This window comes from Desulfopila inferna (assembly GCF_016919005.1).
GTDB lineage: Bacteria > Desulfobacterota > Desulfobulbia > Desulfobulbales > Desulfocapsaceae > Desulfopila_A > Desulfopila_A inferna.
This window is the reverse complement of record NZ_JAFFQE010000005.1, coordinates 24922-42288: the sequence shown is the minus strand read 5'-3', so window position 1 is coordinate 42288 and position 17367 is coordinate 24922. Positions and strand designations below refer to the sequence as shown.

Annotated in this window: 17 protein-coding genes; 7 read left to right on the top strand and 10 right to left on the bottom strand. The window is 45.8% G+C overall.

Translation table 11 applies throughout. The features are described 5' to 3' along the window. Window positions 1–205 precede the first annotated feature (205 nt). The 3 genes from JWG88_RS13205 to JWG88_RS13195 all read left to right on the top strand — a co-directional run bounded on the left by JWG88_RS13205 (window position 206) and on the right by JWG88_RS13195 (window position 1869). Window positions 206–646 (top strand): response regulator, encoded by a 441-nt coding sequence (locus JWG88_RS13205; RefSeq protein WP_353740680.1) that lies wholly within the window; start codon window positions 206–208, stop codon window positions 644–646. 12 nt (window positions 647–658) lie between these two features. Further along, entirely contained in the window at window positions 659–1258 is a 600-nt protein-coding gene (locus JWG88_RS13200; protein WP_205234260.1) for a response regulator, read from the top strand. Between the two features lie 221 nt (window positions 1259–1479). Beyond that, window positions 1480–1869, top strand: coding sequence for a response regulator (locus tag JWG88_RS13195; RefSeq protein WP_205234259.1), 390 nt, complete (start codon window positions 1480–1482; stop codon window positions 1867–1869). Between the two features lie 41 nt (window positions 1870–1910). On the opposite strand, the gene JWG88_RS13190 is transcribed toward JWG88_RS13195, so the two are convergent. Next, a complete protein-coding gene (locus tag JWG88_RS13190) occupies window positions 1911–2315 on the bottom strand; it encodes a PaaI family thioesterase (protein WP_205234258.1) in 405 nt (134 codons plus the stop codon). 32 nt (window positions 2316–2347) lie between these two features. After that, complete coding sequence (locus JWG88_RS13185; RefSeq protein ID WP_205234257.1) at window positions 2348–3283, bottom strand: cation diffusion facilitator family transporter; 936 nt, start codon at window positions 3281–3283, stop codon at window positions 2348–2350. Between the two features lie 521 nt (window positions 3284–3804). Here JWG88_RS13185 and asd point away from each other — a divergent pair. Then, window positions 3805–4926 (top strand): aspartate-semialdehyde dehydrogenase, encoded by a 1122-nt coding sequence (asd, locus tag JWG88_RS13180; protein ID WP_205234256.1) that lies wholly within the window; start codon window positions 3805–3807, stop codon window positions 4924–4926. A 458-nt stretch (window positions 4927–5384) separates the two neighbouring features. Here asd and JWG88_RS22075 read toward each other — a convergent pair whose 3' ends face one another. Then, window positions 5385–5714 carry a two-CW domain-containing protein gene (locus JWG88_RS22075; protein ID WP_337833132.1) on the bottom strand — a complete coding sequence of 110 codons (330 nt, stop codon included), beginning with the start codon at window positions 5712–5714 and terminating at the stop codon, window positions 5385–5387. A gap of 525 nt (window positions 5715–6239) precedes the next feature. Between JWG88_RS22075 and gdhA the strand changes: the two genes are divergently transcribed. Further along, the gene (gene gdhA / locus JWG88_RS13175) at window positions 6240–7592 is read left to right on the top strand and encodes an NADP-specific glutamate dehydrogenase (protein WP_205234255.1); all 1353 of its coding nucleotides are present in this window, start codon (window positions 6240–6242) and stop codon (window positions 7590–7592) included. A gap of 69 nt (window positions 7593–7661) precedes the next feature. Next, a complete protein-coding gene (locus tag JWG88_RS13170) occupies window positions 7662–8399 on the top strand; it encodes an arginyltransferase (protein WP_205234254.1) in 738 nt (245 codons plus the stop codon). Window positions 8400–9144: 745 nt separating this feature from the next. Here the strand turns inward: JWG88_RS13170 and JWG88_RS13165 are convergent. The 6 genes from JWG88_RS13165 to JWG88_RS13140 all read right to left on the bottom strand — a co-directional run bounded on the left by JWG88_RS13165 (window position 9145) and on the right by JWG88_RS13140 (window position 15416). Then, the gene (locus JWG88_RS13165) at window positions 9145–9723 is read right to left on the bottom strand and encodes a thioredoxin family protein (protein WP_205234253.1); all 579 of its coding nucleotides are present in this window, start codon (window positions 9721–9723) and stop codon (window positions 9145–9147) included. Between the two features lie 399 nt (window positions 9724–10122). Beyond that, window positions 10123–11925 carry a DEAD/DEAH box helicase gene (locus tag JWG88_RS13160; protein WP_205234252.1) on the bottom strand — a complete coding sequence of 601 codons (1803 nt, stop codon included), beginning with the start codon at window positions 11923–11925 and terminating at the stop codon, window positions 10123–10125. 431 nt (window positions 11926–12356) lie between these two features. Beyond that, a complete protein-coding gene (locus tag JWG88_RS13155) occupies window positions 12357–12557 on the bottom strand; it encodes a cold-shock protein (protein ID WP_205234251.1) in 201 nt (66 codons plus the stop codon). 235 nt (window positions 12558–12792) lie between these two features. Next, on the bottom strand, window positions 12793–13056 hold the full coding sequence (locus tag JWG88_RS13150; protein ID WP_205234250.1) for an RNA recognition motif domain-containing protein: 264 nt from the start codon (window positions 13054–13056) through the stop codon (window positions 12793–12795). Between the two features lie 275 nt (window positions 13057–13331). Continuing rightward, a complete protein-coding gene (locus JWG88_RS13145) occupies window positions 13332–14246 on the bottom strand; it encodes a DMT family transporter (protein ID WP_205234249.1) in 915 nt (304 codons plus the stop codon). Between the two features lie 393 nt (window positions 14247–14639). Further along, window positions 14640–15416 carry a CBS domain-containing protein gene (locus JWG88_RS13140; protein WP_205234248.1) on the bottom strand — a complete coding sequence of 259 codons (777 nt, stop codon included), beginning with the start codon at window positions 15414–15416 and terminating at the stop codon, window positions 14640–14642. A 316-nt stretch (window positions 15417–15732) separates the two neighbouring features. On the opposite strand from JWG88_RS13140, the gene JWG88_RS13135 reads away from it, so the two are divergent. Further along, window positions 15733–16407 (top strand): glutathione S-transferase family protein, encoded by a 675-nt coding sequence (locus JWG88_RS13135; protein WP_205234247.1) that lies wholly within the window; start codon window positions 15733–15735, stop codon window positions 16405–16407. 53 nt (window positions 16408–16460) lie between these two features. Here JWG88_RS13135 and JWG88_RS13130 read toward each other — a convergent pair whose 3' ends face one another. Further along, a complete protein-coding gene (locus JWG88_RS13130) occupies window positions 16461–17345 on the bottom strand; it encodes a hypothetical protein (RefSeq protein WP_205234246.1) in 885 nt (294 codons plus the stop codon). Between the last annotated feature and the right edge of the window lie 22 nt (window positions 17346–17367).

Sequence of the window (17367 nt, the reverse complement as noted above, 5' to 3'; positions counted from 1 at the left end):
AGAGGCGGAGGCATATTGACGCATAGCGTGGCCTATTTTAGTGTATTGAGTGACAAAGAGGGGAGATGTTAATTGATTGACAATCTGTTACTGCGGGTTGCGGAAAACAAATAAATACGCTAAAGTCCGTTTCGTTTTGTAATGTACTCATTCCAATATCGCTTTCCAAATATGAATTGAAAAAAATACCCTGTCGCACCATATGATGAATACTGCTGATACGCATTTTCCACAGATCCTGCTCGTGGAGGATAATAGTGACGATGCTCTGCTCACTCTGGAAGCTTTACAAAGTTCGAATCTTCCTGTTGGAACGCATATAGTCACCGATGGTATCGCCGCTTTGGCCTTTTTACGCAAGGAGGGCAAATATCGTGGAAAGCCCAGACCTGATCTGGTTCTTCTGGATTTGAACCTGCCGTTGATGAGTGGACATGAAGTTTTGGAGGAAATCAGGAATGATGATAATCTCACAGGTCTTCCTGTAATTATATTAACGACCTCCGAAGATGAAGAGGATATCCGTAAAGCGTATAAATTGCATGCAAACTGCTATATCACTAAAAATATAGATTTCTTTAAATTCACCGAAATCATCAGGCAAGTTGAGGAATTTTGGCTTCAACTGGTTAAACTTCCACGGTAGTGAGGAGGAAAATTGAAACAGGACATTTCCATCTTAATCATTGAAGATAATCTGGATGATTACCTGCTCTTAAAGGAAGTAATATCATCTTCTGATGAATTCAATGCGACAATTTTCCATACAGATCGACTCGCTGAAGCTGTTTGCATCGCAGAAGGAAATGACCTCGATGTAGTGATCACCGATCTTTCACTACCCGACAGTTTTGGCCTCGAGACATTTACCTCATTCCATGAAAAATATCCTTCCATACCGACTATAATTCTGAGTGGCCGCAAGGATCATGAACTGGCCTACCAGGCGGTCAAGAAGGGAGCCCAGGATTATCTGTTTAAGGGAGAGCCCTCGCAGACCGCGATAGTACGCACCATTCGCTTTGCCATCGAGCGACAACGGTTGATCACCGAATTACAGCAGGCCCTGGGCCATGTCCGGCAGTTACAAGGACTGCTGCCTATTTGCGCACATTGCAAGAATATCCGCGATGATGAAGGATACTGGAGCAGCATTGAGCACTATATCACCAGCCGTTCGGAAGCGGAATTCAGCCATAGTATCTGTCCGGATTGCGCTAAAAAATATTATCCGGATATTTTTAACCAAGATGAGTAGAAGAAGTGCACCCAGTCCTTCAGCCTGTAAGTTGACAGGCTTTCCTCCTGTGTCCTTTTTGGGCCATATTCCCGATAGCATATCATTCAATGCTAAAAATTTTGACAACCATCAAAGATGGCTGTATATTCCCTTCTTATAAGTTTCGGCAGGTTGTGTGTTAGGTTTTGCTGGACATCACCCTGTTGCTATGGTCAATGTTTTTTTATATAAGTAGATTTATGGTCGAACGTCCTGTTGTTCTTATTGTTGATGATGAAGATATTTGCCTGACCATTGCCGAAACAATGGTAAGTCATATTGGCCTTTCAGTCATAACCGCCGGTAACGGAGTGGAGGCGTTGGAACAATATCGTTTGCACGATCCGCAGATTGCCTGCGTTATAATGGATATCCAGATGCCGCGAATGAATGGAATCGAGGCATTTTATCAGTTGAAAAAGACATATAAAGACGTCAAAGTGATAATTGCATCCGGCCATTTAGGCAGTGCAAACCGGGAGTTGCTCGAACCGCTTCAACCCGCCGGTATTCTTAAAAAACCTTTTAGCTTTGAAGAACTTAGCGAGTTACTGGAAAAAGTTACCGGTATCCGGAAATGCCCAAGTTGAAAAGACCGGCTAATGTTCCGGAGTAACAAACCTCAGAAGATCTACCTCAAAACATTTTTTTTCATTCGGTATACCATACCATTGAATCTCGCGATTATCTCCCCCCCTTCATCGGTAACCAAAACATCGTAGGCACCGAGTCGCTTCGGTTCACCGACTTCCGAGGCGGTGGCATAGAGAGTGCCTGATGATTTCCCCCGAAGAAAGGAGATGTTGACATTGATTGCCAAAGCCAATTGGCCATGACTGTTGGAGGCCACGGCAAAGGCAAGGTCGGCGAGCGTAAAGATGGCACCTCCCTGAATGACATTCGCTGCATTGAGGTGTTTTTCCTCGATAGTCAGGCTGGTTTTGCAATAACCCTTTGCCGACTCAACTATTTCAATGCCTGCCAGTGCGGCAAATCGATCGTTGCTAAAAATTTTTCTGGCTTCTTCAGTATCCATTTTTTCCTTGATGTTGATTAACCAGCCTTTATTTAAGCTGAACCCTGACTTATTCCACTGCTGTAATTATCGGTATTTAATACCGGCCAGCCCGAGAGCATGATGCCATCCGAGGCCTCTACCTGGATTGTGGCATGCTCAATACCGAAATTATCATGCAGGTTTTGCTGAAGATTCCGCAGAAAATGATTATCCAGTCTATTATCATCCACTACCAGATGAACTGTCAATGCTATTTCGGTGGTGCTCAGCGGCCAGACATGCAGGTCGTGAATATCTAGAACACGATCGAAGCTGAGAAGATATTCTCGTACTGCGGGGATGTCGATGCTTCTGGGAACGGCGTCTATAGCATAGTTGATTGAATCACGCAGTAATCCCCAGGTACCGATCAGGATAACAGCGACGATGCCAAGACTGACTAGCGGGTCGATCCATTGCCAGCCCTTGAGGGTGATGATAACGCCGGCGATCGCAACTCCCAGAGACACTCCAGCATCTGCAGCCATATGAAGAAATGCTCCACGGATATTGAGATCATGTTTCTGGCCTTTTATAAAGAGCAGGGCCGTAACGGTGTTGATGATGACTCCGATTGCAGCGACAATGATAATGGTTGACCCTGCTGCGGGCTGAGGATCGAAGAAACGGCGGACGGCCTCCCAGGCAATGCCTCCAAGGGCAATCAGCAGGAGTATTGCACTGATCAGGGAGGCCATGATCGTTACCTTGCGGAAACCATAGGTCCTTCTGTCGGTAGCTGTTTTTCGAGCCAGTAGTCCGGCTCCCCAGGCCAGCAGCAGGCTGGCTACGTCACTGAGGTTGTGTCCTGCATCTGCTATGAGGACGAGTGAATCGACGGCAAAACCATAACCTGCTTCAATAAACACAAATATAATATTGAGAAGAACACCTATGGCAAAGGATCGGTTATAATTGTTGAATTGCCCGCCGTGACTGTGTTCCATACCTTCTCCTGTCCTGCTGTTAGAGTATCTTTTTAACCAGGTGACATTTAGACATGCTACCTGTCTCACCGAGTGAACTTGATCAGGGTCTGCGGAATGTGGTTATACCTAATAAGTGCCTGTTAAAATTTAATTATATTTTTGCTTTGTCGCCACTATATTTTCATGGCACCTGGAATCCGCTGCTGGAGGCTTCGGCTCATCTCTTCAACGATATCCGCCACGTTGCAGATTTTAGGGGAGGGCCTTGTTTTTTTTTCGAGCCATTCGAGAGCGTTGTGGCAATATGTATTGTCATTAATGACGGACTTGTGAAAAGCCCGATAGCGCTTTCACGAAGTTTGCGTGTCCAGGAAATTATCGTCAATGAAATAGTATTAATTTTTGTGTATACTGTTTATCTTCTGTTTCGGGTAGCGGCCCTTCTTTTGAAGATGCTTGTGAATACAAGGTCTGACGGGTTGCCAGAGATTAAGTTACTTAATTTTTTACAAGATAACATTCAATAGCGGAGTTTTGATATGCTCAATGTAGGGTTTGTAGGTTGGAGAGGCATGGTTGGCTCCGTTCTTATGGAACGGATGATGAAGGAGCATGACTTCCAAGGGTTTGAGCCTCATTTCTTTACAACCTCTCAGGTTGGAGAAAAAGGCCCTGATGTCGGCTCCGGTTGTAAACCACTGCAGGATGCCGGTAATATAAGTCTGCTTGCAGAAATGGATATCATTCTATCATGTCAGGGGGGTGGTTATACCGGCAGCATCTATGAAGAATTGCGCTCCCGCTGGGACGGCTACTGGATTGATGCCGCTTCAACCCTGAGGATGAAAGATGACAGCATTATCGTTCTTGACCCGGTTAACCGGACGGTGATTGATGCCGGCTTGCACAAAGGGGTGAAAAACTTCATCGGCGGCAATTGCACGGTCTCTCTGATGATGATGGCACTTGGTGGTCTCTTTGAAAATGATCTGATAGAATGGGTCAGTTCCATGACCTACCAGGCTGCCAGCGGAGCCGGAGCCAAGAACATGCGGGAACTGCTCACTCAGATGGGGGAATTGCATACCGACGTTGCACCAATTTTAAATAATCCTGCATCGGCCATACTTGATATAGATACCCGGGTGACGGAAAAACTCAATGATGGTACGCTGACCTGTGACAACTGGAGGGTACCTCTTGCCGCCAGCCTGGTCCCCTGGATTGATTCGCCGATGGAAAACGGTCAGACCCGAGAAGAATGGAAGGGCATCAGCGAAACCAACAAGATTCTTGGCAGGTCCGGCGATGCGATAATTCCGGTTGACGGTCAGTGCGTCCGTATCGGCACCATGCGCTGCCACTCACAGGCTTTTACCATAAAATTGAAAAAAGATTTTAATCTCAAGGAGATAGAGGAGATCATCGCAGCCCATAACGAATGGGTTATGGTCGTTCCGAACGAACGCCGGCAATCGGAAGAGGTTCTTACCCCGGCCAAGACCTCCGGAACCCTGAGCGTACCCATTGGCAGAATCCGCAAGATGAATATCGGTGCCCGATATCTCACCGCTTTCTCAGTCGGTGATCAGTTGCTTTGGGGGGCCGCCGAACCTATTCGACGAATGCTAAAAATTGTTCTTCAGCACCTTCAAAAATGACGATCTCGTAAAATATCTTTGAACCATGTAATTCTTGTATGAACGCGAACAGGATCAGCTTGGGGGACAATCTCTATTGTCTTTATGCCAGCAGGTGATTATTGGCAAATACTCTAGGAGCCTGTCGGAGATAGCACTTCTCGGAGTCTTCGCTTGCCGGCCCATCTTGGCGTTGTTTTCAGAAAATCAATGCTCACAGGTAAGCGCAGACTCCGATATTAAGTATATGGCTGTGCTTGATTTCCTAAAAACGCCTTAATCTGAGGAAAAATTGCAATTCTCCGACACACTCCTAGTCAGCTGTAATGATGTTTTCCGATCACGCAATTGCCGGTATTGCGCTCTAGAAAGTATCAGGTTTGAGATTGTACAAAATGGGCTCAAGAGGATCCGGAAGGCTAAAGAGCAACAAAGCTGAAAAGAATTGTTGCTCATTAAAGTCAGATTGCACCAGCGGATCATTGATTTTTGCCGAAACATTCTGAGAGCACATGTTTCATAACCTCACATTCATGACATATCTCAATTTTTTTCTTCCAGTTCTGCTGAGATCGGCAGGCGCAGATTGTACCATTTATAAACCAGCAGAATTTTCCTGACCTGAATTCCCAGGCTGGACAGCGGATCTTTCTTTCTTCCGGACAATTAAGTATATCCCAGCAGTTTTTCTGAATATTTTCTGCATCTGCTTTTCTGAAGAGCAGAAAGTAAAGTTGTCTCTCAACATGAGTAGGAATTGAGCGCCAGCCTTGCTCATAGGAGCAGACGGCTTTCAGAGAGGTGCCCATCAGCTGTGCCAGTTCTTTCTGGGTCTTGTGGAGTTTCTTTCGTATTTGGGTAAATTGCTTGCTATCCATAAATCGAGTGCTCAAAAGGTTAAATGGGGTGAGATAAAATATTTTCTGCTTTATCCTGCTTGACGATCCTGTAAAATATTATTGAATGTTGCAGAGATGGACTTCACGAAGCGCAGCTTCGGCTGAACTCGATAAACTAGGACGGTGAATTGCCGTTTCAGGTCTACAACGACGTAGATCGAGCTTTTTACAAGACCATCTATACTAAACGCCTTTAGAGGGTATCAAAGTTGCATAGTTATACCACAAAGTGACATGGATGTATCAACTATTTATTTTCAGGAGAGAGAGGGGGCGTCTTCATAAGGAATGGATTATTTGTGTATTCACCCGGATCTGTTGTATACTTTGCTCTGACTGGAAAATTAAAGCGGAGCGAGCGATTCAAGAATGACAATGAGGTGAAAATCGTAATAACAAACCCATCATGTTTAGTCAAGATAGAAGGAGTGAGCAATGGACGATCAGGTCATGAGCCGAATTGTTGAAAAAGATCCTGAACAGCGTGAGTTTCATCAGGCCGTTGAAGAGGTTATTGAGACAGTAAAGCCTGTCCTGGATAGAAATATAGAGTATAGACAGCAGGCGATTCTGCAGCGCATCACCGAACCGGAGAGAGTTATTCTTTTCCGGGTTCCATGGATGGATGATCGGGGCCAGATCCATGTCAATCGTGGCTTTCGTATCGAAATGAACAGCGCTCTTGGACCCTACAAGGGCGGGCTGCGATTTCATCCCTCTGTCAATTTGGGGATCATGAAATTTCTCGCCTTCGAGCAGGTTTTTAAAAACTCACTGACAACATTAAACATGGGAGGCGGCAAGGGCGGATCCGACTTTGATCCTAAGGGTAAGTCTGATAACGAAGTGATGCGTTTCTGTCAGTCTTTTATGGCGGAATTGTTCAGGCATATCGGTCCTAACACCGATGTGCCGGCCGGCGATATCGGTGTGGGAGCCAGGGAAATAGGGTATCTTTTCGGGATGTACAAAAGATTGAGAAATGAATTCACCGGTGTGCTCACCGGTAAAAGCCTGGCCTGGGGAGGCAGTCTAATCAGACCTGAAGCGACTGGTTACGGCAATGTCTATTTTGCTGCGGAAATGCTTGCCGAGAATGGTGAAACCTTTTATGGAAAAGTCTGCCTCGTCTCCGGTTCCGGCAATGTCGCGCAGTTTACCACTGAGAAGATACTCGAGCTTGGCGGTAAGGTCGTTACCCTCTCCGATTCCTCGGGGTATATTTATGATGAGGCCGGACTGGACAGTGAGAAGCTTGACTTTGTCAAATTATTAAAAAACATCAGGCGCGGCAGAATAAGTGAGTATGCCGAAAAATACAAAGATGCTGTGTACGTGCCGGTCGAATCCGGTCGAAGCTACAACCCGCTATGGAATCACAAGGCGGACTGCGCCTTCCCCTGTGCGACCGAAAATGAAATTAATGGCAAAGATGCCTCCCATCTGGTGGCTAATGGTGTCCGCCTGATCAGTGAGGGAGCGAATATGCCGTCCACTTCAGATGCTGTGGATATCTTCCTGGACAACAGACTGCTTTATGGGCCTGGGAAGGCTGCAAATGCCGGCGGTGTAGCGGTTTCCGGGCTTGAGATGTCGCAGAATTCGATGCGGTTGTCCTGGCCCAGGGACGAGGTCGACAACCGGCTGAAGATTATAATGAAAGCTATTCACACAACCTGTTTGCAGGCAGGAGATAATTACGGTGTCAAGGGAAATTATGTAGCCGGAGCAAATATTGCCGGATTTGTTAATGTAGTAAATGCGATGCTTGACCAAGGGTTGGTCTAGAAATATTGTATTTCTAATAAACCTTATACAGACCCCAGCAAGAGTTGCAGCTTCATATCGGTAGCAAAAATGGCAAAGTATGATCAGGAATGTAATCGGGAATTTTCCGCACTACAAAAAAAGGTCGACAAGTATTTTCTCGACGTAACGGTAAGTTGTCCATATTATCTGCCGTATCCGGCAACCTTTTATCAGGGGTTGTTCGGTCCTCTTTCCGACAGAATGATGGAACTGTTCCTCGCCGCCGGTTACAGAAGAAACGGCAATTCTCTTTATGCGATGCACTGCAGAAACTGCAACGCATGTGTTCCAATACGGCTCCATCCAAAATTGTTTAAACCGAACAGAAATCAAAAACGGATCTGGCGCAGGAATAAGGATGTGGATATAAGTATAGCATTGATTCGTCCAACCGCGGAAAAACTGGAACTCTGCGAAGACTTCCTCTCCCGCCGCTATCCTCACGAAGGAAACACTGCAGAAGCTTACTACTCCGGGTTTTTTCTGAACAAAATAACCTCAACCTTTGAAATCAGGTATAGGGTTGAAGGCAAGCTGATAGGCAACGGGATTGTTGATATCGGCAGCAACTGGCTCAATGCCGTCTATTTCTTCTTCGATGAATCGGAAGCAGGTCGCAGCCCTGGTATTTTCAACATACTCACCATGATCAACTTCTGTCTCAACAAGGGTATCGACTATTTATATCTCGGCTATAATATCGATCAGATATCATCAATGAATTACAAAACGAGATTTCATCCACATTTTCTCTATGACAATACCCGCTGGGTCGAGCATAACTGACCCGGCGTGGCCGAATTCCCTGCCTGCTTTCTGTTGATACCTTCCTGCCTACTTGTCCTTATCTTCTGGTCCTGTACAAAAAAGATATAGTTTCGTGTATGAGGAAAGATATGCTTCATATGGTATGATGACGTTAATGATTTTTTATATGTGGTGTTGTACGGTTTGACTTGTAATCTTTTAATGTGTTATTATGGTAGAAAATGCAGGCTGCTTTAAGCTATAGCCTCTCACAAAATCATCGTAAAGGGGGGTTTATGAAAAGATGGCAGGTTGAACAGATTCTTTATCTCAATGATACCGGGAAAACAAAATTAGTCTTGCCCCAATCGCAATATTTGCAGGGATCGACATTCCGGGACGGGTTCCTGCTCAATAAAGAAAATATTCTGTTAGTATTGCTGCGCAAATGGATTTCCCTCCTGTTAAAGTTCTTATGATCCTCTGTTTTTTTTCAAACTGAATTGTCAATCCGCCGTACGCAGTTCATGCGTTGAGGTGCGTTGATCTGCGTTGTGCTTTCTCGCCATTCACTTCGTCGATGGACTCGGAAAATCCTACCCGGGTTGTTGCACATCTGAAACGGTCTCGCATCCATGTATACAGAGTCACCGTTTCAGATGCTTCTTCCAGAGCCCATTTCGACACTTTCGACGGGCTTATTACAGGATTATCCATCGTTGATGGTCGAAAGGCTACAACTGCCGTTGAGATTCTCCTCTATTTAATTGGAAAACCACACCTGCTAGGCAAAATAATCCGGGGCATTACCTTCTTTCCATTTGATGTTGCATCCCATGCTGGGTTTTTGTTCGGCACTCACAGGTTCATCTGCTATCAGTGATGAAACGGCGTTGGTGAGGTCCTCCCCGGTTACGGGGATGCTGTTTCCGGGTCTGGCTCCATCAAACTGGCCACGATAGACAAGTCTTCTGTCGGCATCAAAAAGAAAAAAATCGGGAGTGCAGGCAGCACGATATGCTTTGGCAACCTGCTGGTCTTCATCTACAAGATAAGGAAATGAAAATTCGAAAGCCTGCGCGGTTTGCAACATCCTTTCAGGATTATCATCAGGAAATTGGGTGAAATCATTGCTGTTGATGGCTACAACTTCTATTCCCTGCACCTGGTATTGCCTGATTTTAAAAACCAGTTCTTCGCGGATATGGATAACATAGGGACAATGGTTACACATGAAAATGACAAGAAGGCCTTTGTCCAGATGCCGTTCCGCAAGAATGAACTGAAATCCGTCCGCTGAAGGCAGACTGAATTCCGGAGCTGTTTTTCCAAGCTCTAACATGGTTGATGGTGTCAGCGTCATAGTCACTTCTCCTTGAGATCATCAGCGGGAATTTTGAGTTAGTTGAAAATATCGATACTGAAAACCCTAAATGTTTCACTCGAATCCTCGAGTGATGATGGAGACGGCCCGATCTACACTCATTTAGATTCTATGCAGATTGCGACTGCTTTGAGGATGATATGGATCAATTTAGGGTAATGCCGTCAAAAGAGTTATCTCGAATTGACTGTCTGCTGATTGAAATAAAAATATATCGGCGCAGACTAAACTATTACAATAGTTATGCATCATCGTGACAAGATCAAGAGAAGCGGAAGGAAATTCAGCTTCTCCTGATAAACCGGAGGGGGCAGCTCTGCTTTGGAGAGAATTAAAAAAATGTGTCAGAGCTGTTATTCAGAAGAACGAAGGATCTGTTCATCCAGCCATGGATTTTTGCGGAGAGCGATGGAAGGTACCGCCCTTATTACGTTTTCCGGTGGCAGATGTTTTTTTTGGTTTTTTCTTTTTATTTCTATTTTCTCCCTGGTCCTGATCCGGCAGAGTGATAGTTTCCTTGTGGATATGCATCGTTTTGTCAAAGATGCGCGTTTTTTGCAACACCCTGAGTATATCCAGCGGCATGCCATAGGGTAAATCGACAGTGCTGTAGTTGTCAAAAATCGAAATGCGACCGATATGCCGGCTGTCGATATCCGCCTCATTAGCGATGGCACCTACAATATTTCCGGGCTTGACACCATGGGTCTCACCGAGCTCAATACGATACCTTTCCATCCCGGATTCTGGTTGTGTATCTTTGGGGTTGCGGCGGATTTCTTTTTTTCGTGTGGATCCTTCCTTGCCTTGTTTTATGCTCACTTTTGAGGGTTTCGGATCAGGCTGTTCCTGCAATAGTAATGGTGTCTTCTCATGCATCATCTTGGCAAGGGCAGCGGCTACCTGATGTGGGGGAATATCAGTGTCCAGGCAATATTTCTCGATCAATTCATTGAAAAATGAGCAATCCCCCTTCAGCGAAGCCGTTAATGAATCCTTGAATGATTCAATTCTGCGGGCATTAATATCGGAGATTGTCGGCAGAGTCATCTGCGAAATCTTGCCCCCGGTTTCTCGCTCCATTGAAGGCAGCATCCTTTTCTCTCTGGGGTGCAGGAAAAGTATGGCATTACCGCTTCTGCCCGCCCGCCCGGTACGGCCGATGCGATGGGTGTATGCTTCACTGTCAAAAGGAACATCGTAATTGATGACGTGGCTGATCCTTTCGACATCGAGCCCGCGCGCGGCAACATCGGTGGCTATGACAATATCGAGTTTGCCTGATTTGAGCTGATCCACCATGCGCAGACGCTGGTTCTGGGGAATGTCACCATTAAGAGGACCACAACTGTATCCAAGAGAGGCGAGACGTTCGGCCAGTTCGACGGTGTTCACTTTAGTGCGTACAAAAATCAGCATGCCGTCAAACTGTTCCGCTTCGAGGATCCTCTCAATAGCTATATTTTTAGCTCTCTGGCCATTTGTGATTACGTATTGCTGGCGAATCCGGGGAGCAGAGACGGTGTTTTTCCGTGCGGTAATTTCAACGGGGTTATGGAGATGGGTTTTGGCAATGCGGCGTATGCTGCCGGGCATTGTTGCTGAGAAAAGAGCTATATTCTTCTCGACAGGCAATTGTTCAAGAATCCACTCCACATCTTCGAGAAAACCCATTTTCAACATCTCGTCAGCTTCGTCGAGAACAAAACTGGTAATAGTGCTGAGTACAAGGCTGCCGCGCCGAATGTGATCCATGACCCGGCCGGGAGTGCCGACAATGACATGCACACCATTTTTGAGGTGACGCAGTTGGCTGGAGTATTCCTGTCCACCATAGAGGGGCACTACCTTAAGACCGGGCAATGCCTTGCCGTATTTTTCAAATGATTGGCTCACCTGTATAGCCAGTTCACGGGTCGGGGCCAGGACAAGGACCTGGGCTTTTGCTTTCTTGCCGAGTATGAGATTGTTGAGCAAAGGCAGGGCAAAGGCAGCTGTTTTGCCGGTTCCCGTCTGAGCCTGTCCAATCACATCACAACCCGCAAGAAGGTGCGGTATTAGTTCAGACTGAATAGGGGTAGGTGTTGTATAGCCGCTTTTATCAAGAGCCTGCAAGAGAAGTTTGTCAAGCCCGAGGCAATCAAAGCCCTGTATCGAATGAGAGTTATTTTCGTTGATCATTATAAATGTGTACTGAATTGAGGGTGATTTACCACGAGGGAAGAAAAGACTACTTCTCTAGCGAATTGTTGGATATCCAGATATCATGAATGATAGGAATCACGCAAATGTGTCCGAGCCGATCTTTCATGTTCTGCTAAGTATGCGCGATCAAGTGGAAGAAGGGTACTCTGGAGGCAAATACAAAAAGATAAGAATATCTAACCGGTTTTTGAAGAATTTGCAAGATCTGTTGACGACCGATTGAACTTGCCTGAAACGTTGTTCCCAAAGATTCGGCAGATATTAAACTTTATATTTTCGATTAATTGATGATAAAACAATGGATAATAGATTGATGGTAAATATTGCCAATCAATCCGGTAGTGAAGATTCACTACTCAAAAAGAGACGGCGACCGATTACCCTATCGGCCGCCGTCTCTTATTGTCTTACTTTTTGACTACATTCTCAGCAGCCGGACCTTTTTGGCCCTGTACGACATCAAAGGTAACGCGTTCGCCTTCTGCGAGGGACTTAAAACCATCTGCCTGAATAGCGGAATGATGTACAAAAACATCCTGGCCTCCATCCTGCTCAATAAAACCAAAACCTTTTGCGTCATTAAACCACTTTACTGTTCCTTCTGCCATTTCTGGTACTCCTGTGTTGTCGGGGATACCCCCGTTGTTCAATTGCCGGATAATAATATACCGGCATTTTATTACTGCCGTTTCCCTCTGACTCCCTAAAAAGATCGCTGAAGATGGTTGCGGCATGGTCGCACGTGATGTCACGTACAATGTAGTCATATCCTTTGATATGACAATATGTGTCCGATCCAGCTGAGCTGGATCAGTACAGGCATTAAAATATCTTAACTTCAGGCTAACGTCGTTTTTTCCCTTTTTTCTGTGGAATAGCTTCCTTGCAGACAAGCTCGCGGTGTTTGAACTGTCTCCGGTTGAGCGTCTCCATTGCTTTGTGACCTTCACCACGAGAGGACATTTCGACGAAGGCAAAGCCTTTAGATCTCCCTGAGAATTGGTCGGTTATAAGATTGGTATTAATGACTTCGCCATATTCGCTGAAGAGATCTGATACTTCAGGCTCCGTAATATCGTAGGGGAGATTACCTATGAAGAGTTTCAAACTAAAGGGCTCCTTAAGACTATGATCAGCAACAATCCTCGTCGGCAACTAAGAAGCAGGGTACACTGCAAAAAAGGGTGTCGAAAACACCGTGCTGTATCTGATTTAGATAAAAAAGTAAGTCAGATTACTGCAAAAACAAGGGGAACACAAGAAAAAAAATGGAACTCTCCATTCCTGGATGAGAAACATCTTGTAAGTGATAGGGATAGAACGCCTTGTCTGCCAGGGTCATTCTGCAGGGAAGGCTGCATTTTTTTTCAATATCTCTGTACTCAGGAGGTGAGGAGGAATATACCAAATATAGCTATAAAGGCACCTGCCACCGCTCGAATCGAGACATGCTCTTTATGGAGAAAAACAGAAAAGGGGAGTATGCATATCGGCACCAGAGAGAAGATTGTTGATGCGACTCCCGTCGACAAATGGTGGAGAGCCAAAAGTGCCAGAGAAACACCGAGGAATGGCCCCAAGACAGCACCCAGCGAGGTATATAGCAGTGCCTTTCTGTTTGATAGGGCGTCTTTGACACTCACCCACCGATGAGTAATCGTAAAAAAGAGTGAGAAGCAGACAAATGCCGCAATTGCCCGTATCTGTGTGGCTGCGAAGGCATCGAGATATCCGGACTCGCTTTGCATACCCGCCTTGCTCAAGACCATCCCGCACGCCTGTCCCAACATCGCCAGTAAACCAAAGAGTAATCCGGCCATGGTAATATTGCGCCGCATTCTCTTGACCACGGCAGTGGGTTTGCCGTTTTTTTCGAGAATGACCAGGGCAACACCGCTGAGAGTCACCGCTATACCCAGCCATTGATGCAGGAGATATTTCTCGTCGAGAAAAATCCAGCCTATGACTGCCGCAGTCGGGGCTGCAAGACTATGGAGCAGCATGGCCAGCCGAGGACCTAGTTCAACCAGAGCCTTGAAAAGAAAAATATCGCCGATAAAAAAGCCTATGATTCCCGAGAGGCTGAGTAAAAGCCAGGCCCGAAGTGGAAAATCGAAGGGGATGGGAGCTCCGTCCCGTATCAGAAGAAAGACGCTGAACAAGAGAAGCGCCACACCAATCCTGATAATATTCACAGGAGTTGGGCCTACTTTTTTTGATGCTGCTTCAAAAAACTGTACACTGATGGTCCAGCAGAATACAGTTGATATGGCTATTATAACACCTGTAAATGGCATTGATGTTCCCTATGGTATGCCTGTAAATGTACTGAACCCGTTGCCCTTACATTTCCCAGATGGCTGGATAAAAAGCTCTGGATACCAGGCGCGGGAGATGGGGCTCTATACCCGTCATCATAGAAAACAGGGTGTACTTACAAAGGTCATTTCATAGAGCGAAATAGAAAAAAATACAAGTGAAATATGATAATTCGGGGTGCTTGCAGAGTTTTAAGCCCGGCGTAAAGGAGGTGTTCTAAAGAATTAAAATTAGTGCAGGTTTTTACGCAGACCTTTGACAATATGGGTAGATTTCGAAGGCTTGTCAAAAACCCGCAGCGAGGCAGATCGGGCTTTCTCGAAATCGGAGTTTATGCCCATGCGGGTGGCTTATCGTGAGACCACCAGGTCTTAATGAAGGATTTTATGAATATTTCGTACCAGACCGTTAAGGGCCAGGATGCCTGATACCCTGCCTTGATCGTTGTAGACAACCAGCCTGTGGATTCGGTGTCTGCGCAGGGTTATGATCGCCTGAGCGATGGTATCTTTTTCCTCTACGCCTATTACGGGTTTACTCATCACCCTGTCAAGGGTGACGGAGGAGATGTTTTGTCCAAATCCCAGGCAGCGGACCACATCTTTTTCACTCACAATACCAACAGGATATCCTTCACTCATGACAATTGCACAGCAGCTCCGTGCTTCGAGAATGGCACTGCCGGCTTCTTTGAGATTCGATTTTTCCTCAAGTAAAACAAGATTTGGAAACATCACATCTCTTACCAGAGCAGTGGAAGAGAAGCTTTCCGAACCCATGAGGTTGACAATATTGCTCGAGGTTACCGTTCCCTTGAGTCTGCCCGCGGTATCGACGATGCCCAGATGGCGAATTTCCTTTTCAGCTATCAGTGCGCAGGCATCTCCGATGGTATGCTCGGGTGTCAATGAGATCAATGGCGAGGACATCACATCTTTGACAGCTGCGGTGCAGACATCAGAGCCGCTGACTGCAATTTTCATGATCTTTCTTTCCGTAATGATTCCAGATGGTTTGTTATCCTGTAAAACGAATACGCAACTTATGCGCATATCTCGCATAACTCCAAGGGCCTTGCCGGCGCTTTGATATTCTTCGACGTACAGATATCCCTGCGTCATAACATTCCTTAACGGGTCATTCAACATGATCCACCTCCTGGCTTAATTTGGAAAGTGTTTTGGAGCTATTTGAAGTATAGCTTATTGATGCAGTGAAAGTAAATACCACGCGGTCGTAATAATGGAATGGCAGAAAAGGCCTGCCTCTTGCTGGTATCCTACTGTTGGGCAAATGTATTCGAGAATCGTTATCGAACGATATAGAGTTTTCAGGTGAGGAGGCAATTCCAGAGAGAGAACATCCGCAAGAAAGGCATATGCTTTTTATGGCATTGGTGCTACTCTTATTTCTGAAATTCCAGATATCTTGGTATAACGTCTTATCGAACTTTCCGGAGAAGTTATGAAACTCATAATCGGCAATAAAAATTACTCATCCTGGTCTTTGCGCGCCTGGCTTCTGCCCGCGGTTCATGACCTATCCTTTGAAGAAGTAAGAGTTGCCCTGTCACAGCAAAATACGGCTACCGAAATTGCCGGATACACTGATGCCGGAAAAGTCCCGGTCTTACACGACAAAGACCTGGTCATCTGGGATTCCCTTGCCATTTGTGAATATATATCCGAACGGTACCTCGACGGCAGGGGCTGGCCCGCTTCTGCAGAGGCCAGGGCTGTCGCTCGATCATGCAGTGCCGAAATGCACTCCGGCTTTTTTGCTCTTCGTGAGCAGATGCCGATGAATTGCCGGGCGACAAATAGAGAAGTAGATATATCGGCAGAACTGCAAAAAGATATATCCCGTATAGACAGTCTGTGGTCGTGGCTGCGCCAAAGATATTCCGCCCAAGGTTCCTGGTTATTCGGGGCGTTCTCCATTGTCGACTGCATGTTCGCGCCGGTTGTCTTTCGCTTTAACACCTACAATATAGAAGTTTCCGGCGTTTCCAGGAAATATATGGAGCATGTACTGGCGCAGCCAAAAGTTCAGCTTTGGCGGGAGCAGGCCAAAAAAGAGAAAGAAATAATTGAAGAAGATGAAGCGGGATGTCGTTCAGTCGGTAAATCAAGCGGATAAGCTATTGATAACTTCGGCAGTCTGACAGCAGACGCTGGTATCAAGATACTCTCTCACTGCCTGGGCTGATCTTTTATCTCTGCCCTGCTCTTTTTCAAAATAAAAGAACGTCCACTGACCATAGTCAGCAGAATCGCAAATGCTGCCGCTGCTAATCCCAATAACACATTAAAGAATGGCGGGGCTGCCAAAGCCAGTCTGATCAGCAGCGTGGAAAGAGCATAGCCGGAGTTGCGAAAGACGGTAAAAAAGGAGGGCTGGAAACATTGCGAAATGAGGACCACCAAAATGTCCGTCAAGATAAGCAGTGTATAGAAATCATATAGAAAGTCGGTATGTTTCCTGCCAGATAATGTTAAGACGGCACTGTTGATGCCCATATAAATGAAAAGCCCCAGCAGAATGAGGGCAATACCTTTCTTGGCGGCTACGAACTTGAATAGATCCGTAGACTTCATGCCGTCTTCAGCAGCCTTTGGCTGAATGTAATAATAATATCCGAGTAGGGCGAAAATAAGCAGTGCTCCGAATCCATCCGAAATAATATAGAGTATTGCCGTTTCGCTGCCTTCGAAAGTCACCGGTTCCTGGAGTTGCGACAACTCTTTAAAGGCATTTCGCAGTAAAATAAGTGACAGTATTTCAAATTGTTTCCCTACCGAGCGGGAAAACGAACAAGGCAAAGTAAAAATCAGGCTGATTACTTCGAGTATGAGAACCACTGTAAAAGCATAATGCACCGCATAAAAATGGTTTTGTGGAACGATGTTTGCCATTTCCTGGGGCAGCACACCTTGTCTTCTCAACTCGATGAGGATAACTCCGGCAAGAAAGAAAAGAACAAGTCCAACCGATATCTTCCTGTGCATTCCGGCATTTTCCCAGACATGGTGAAGGGGATCAAATATGTAGGTAATTCGTTCGTACACGAAATTCACGTCTTGCCTGCTGGTGAAGTTT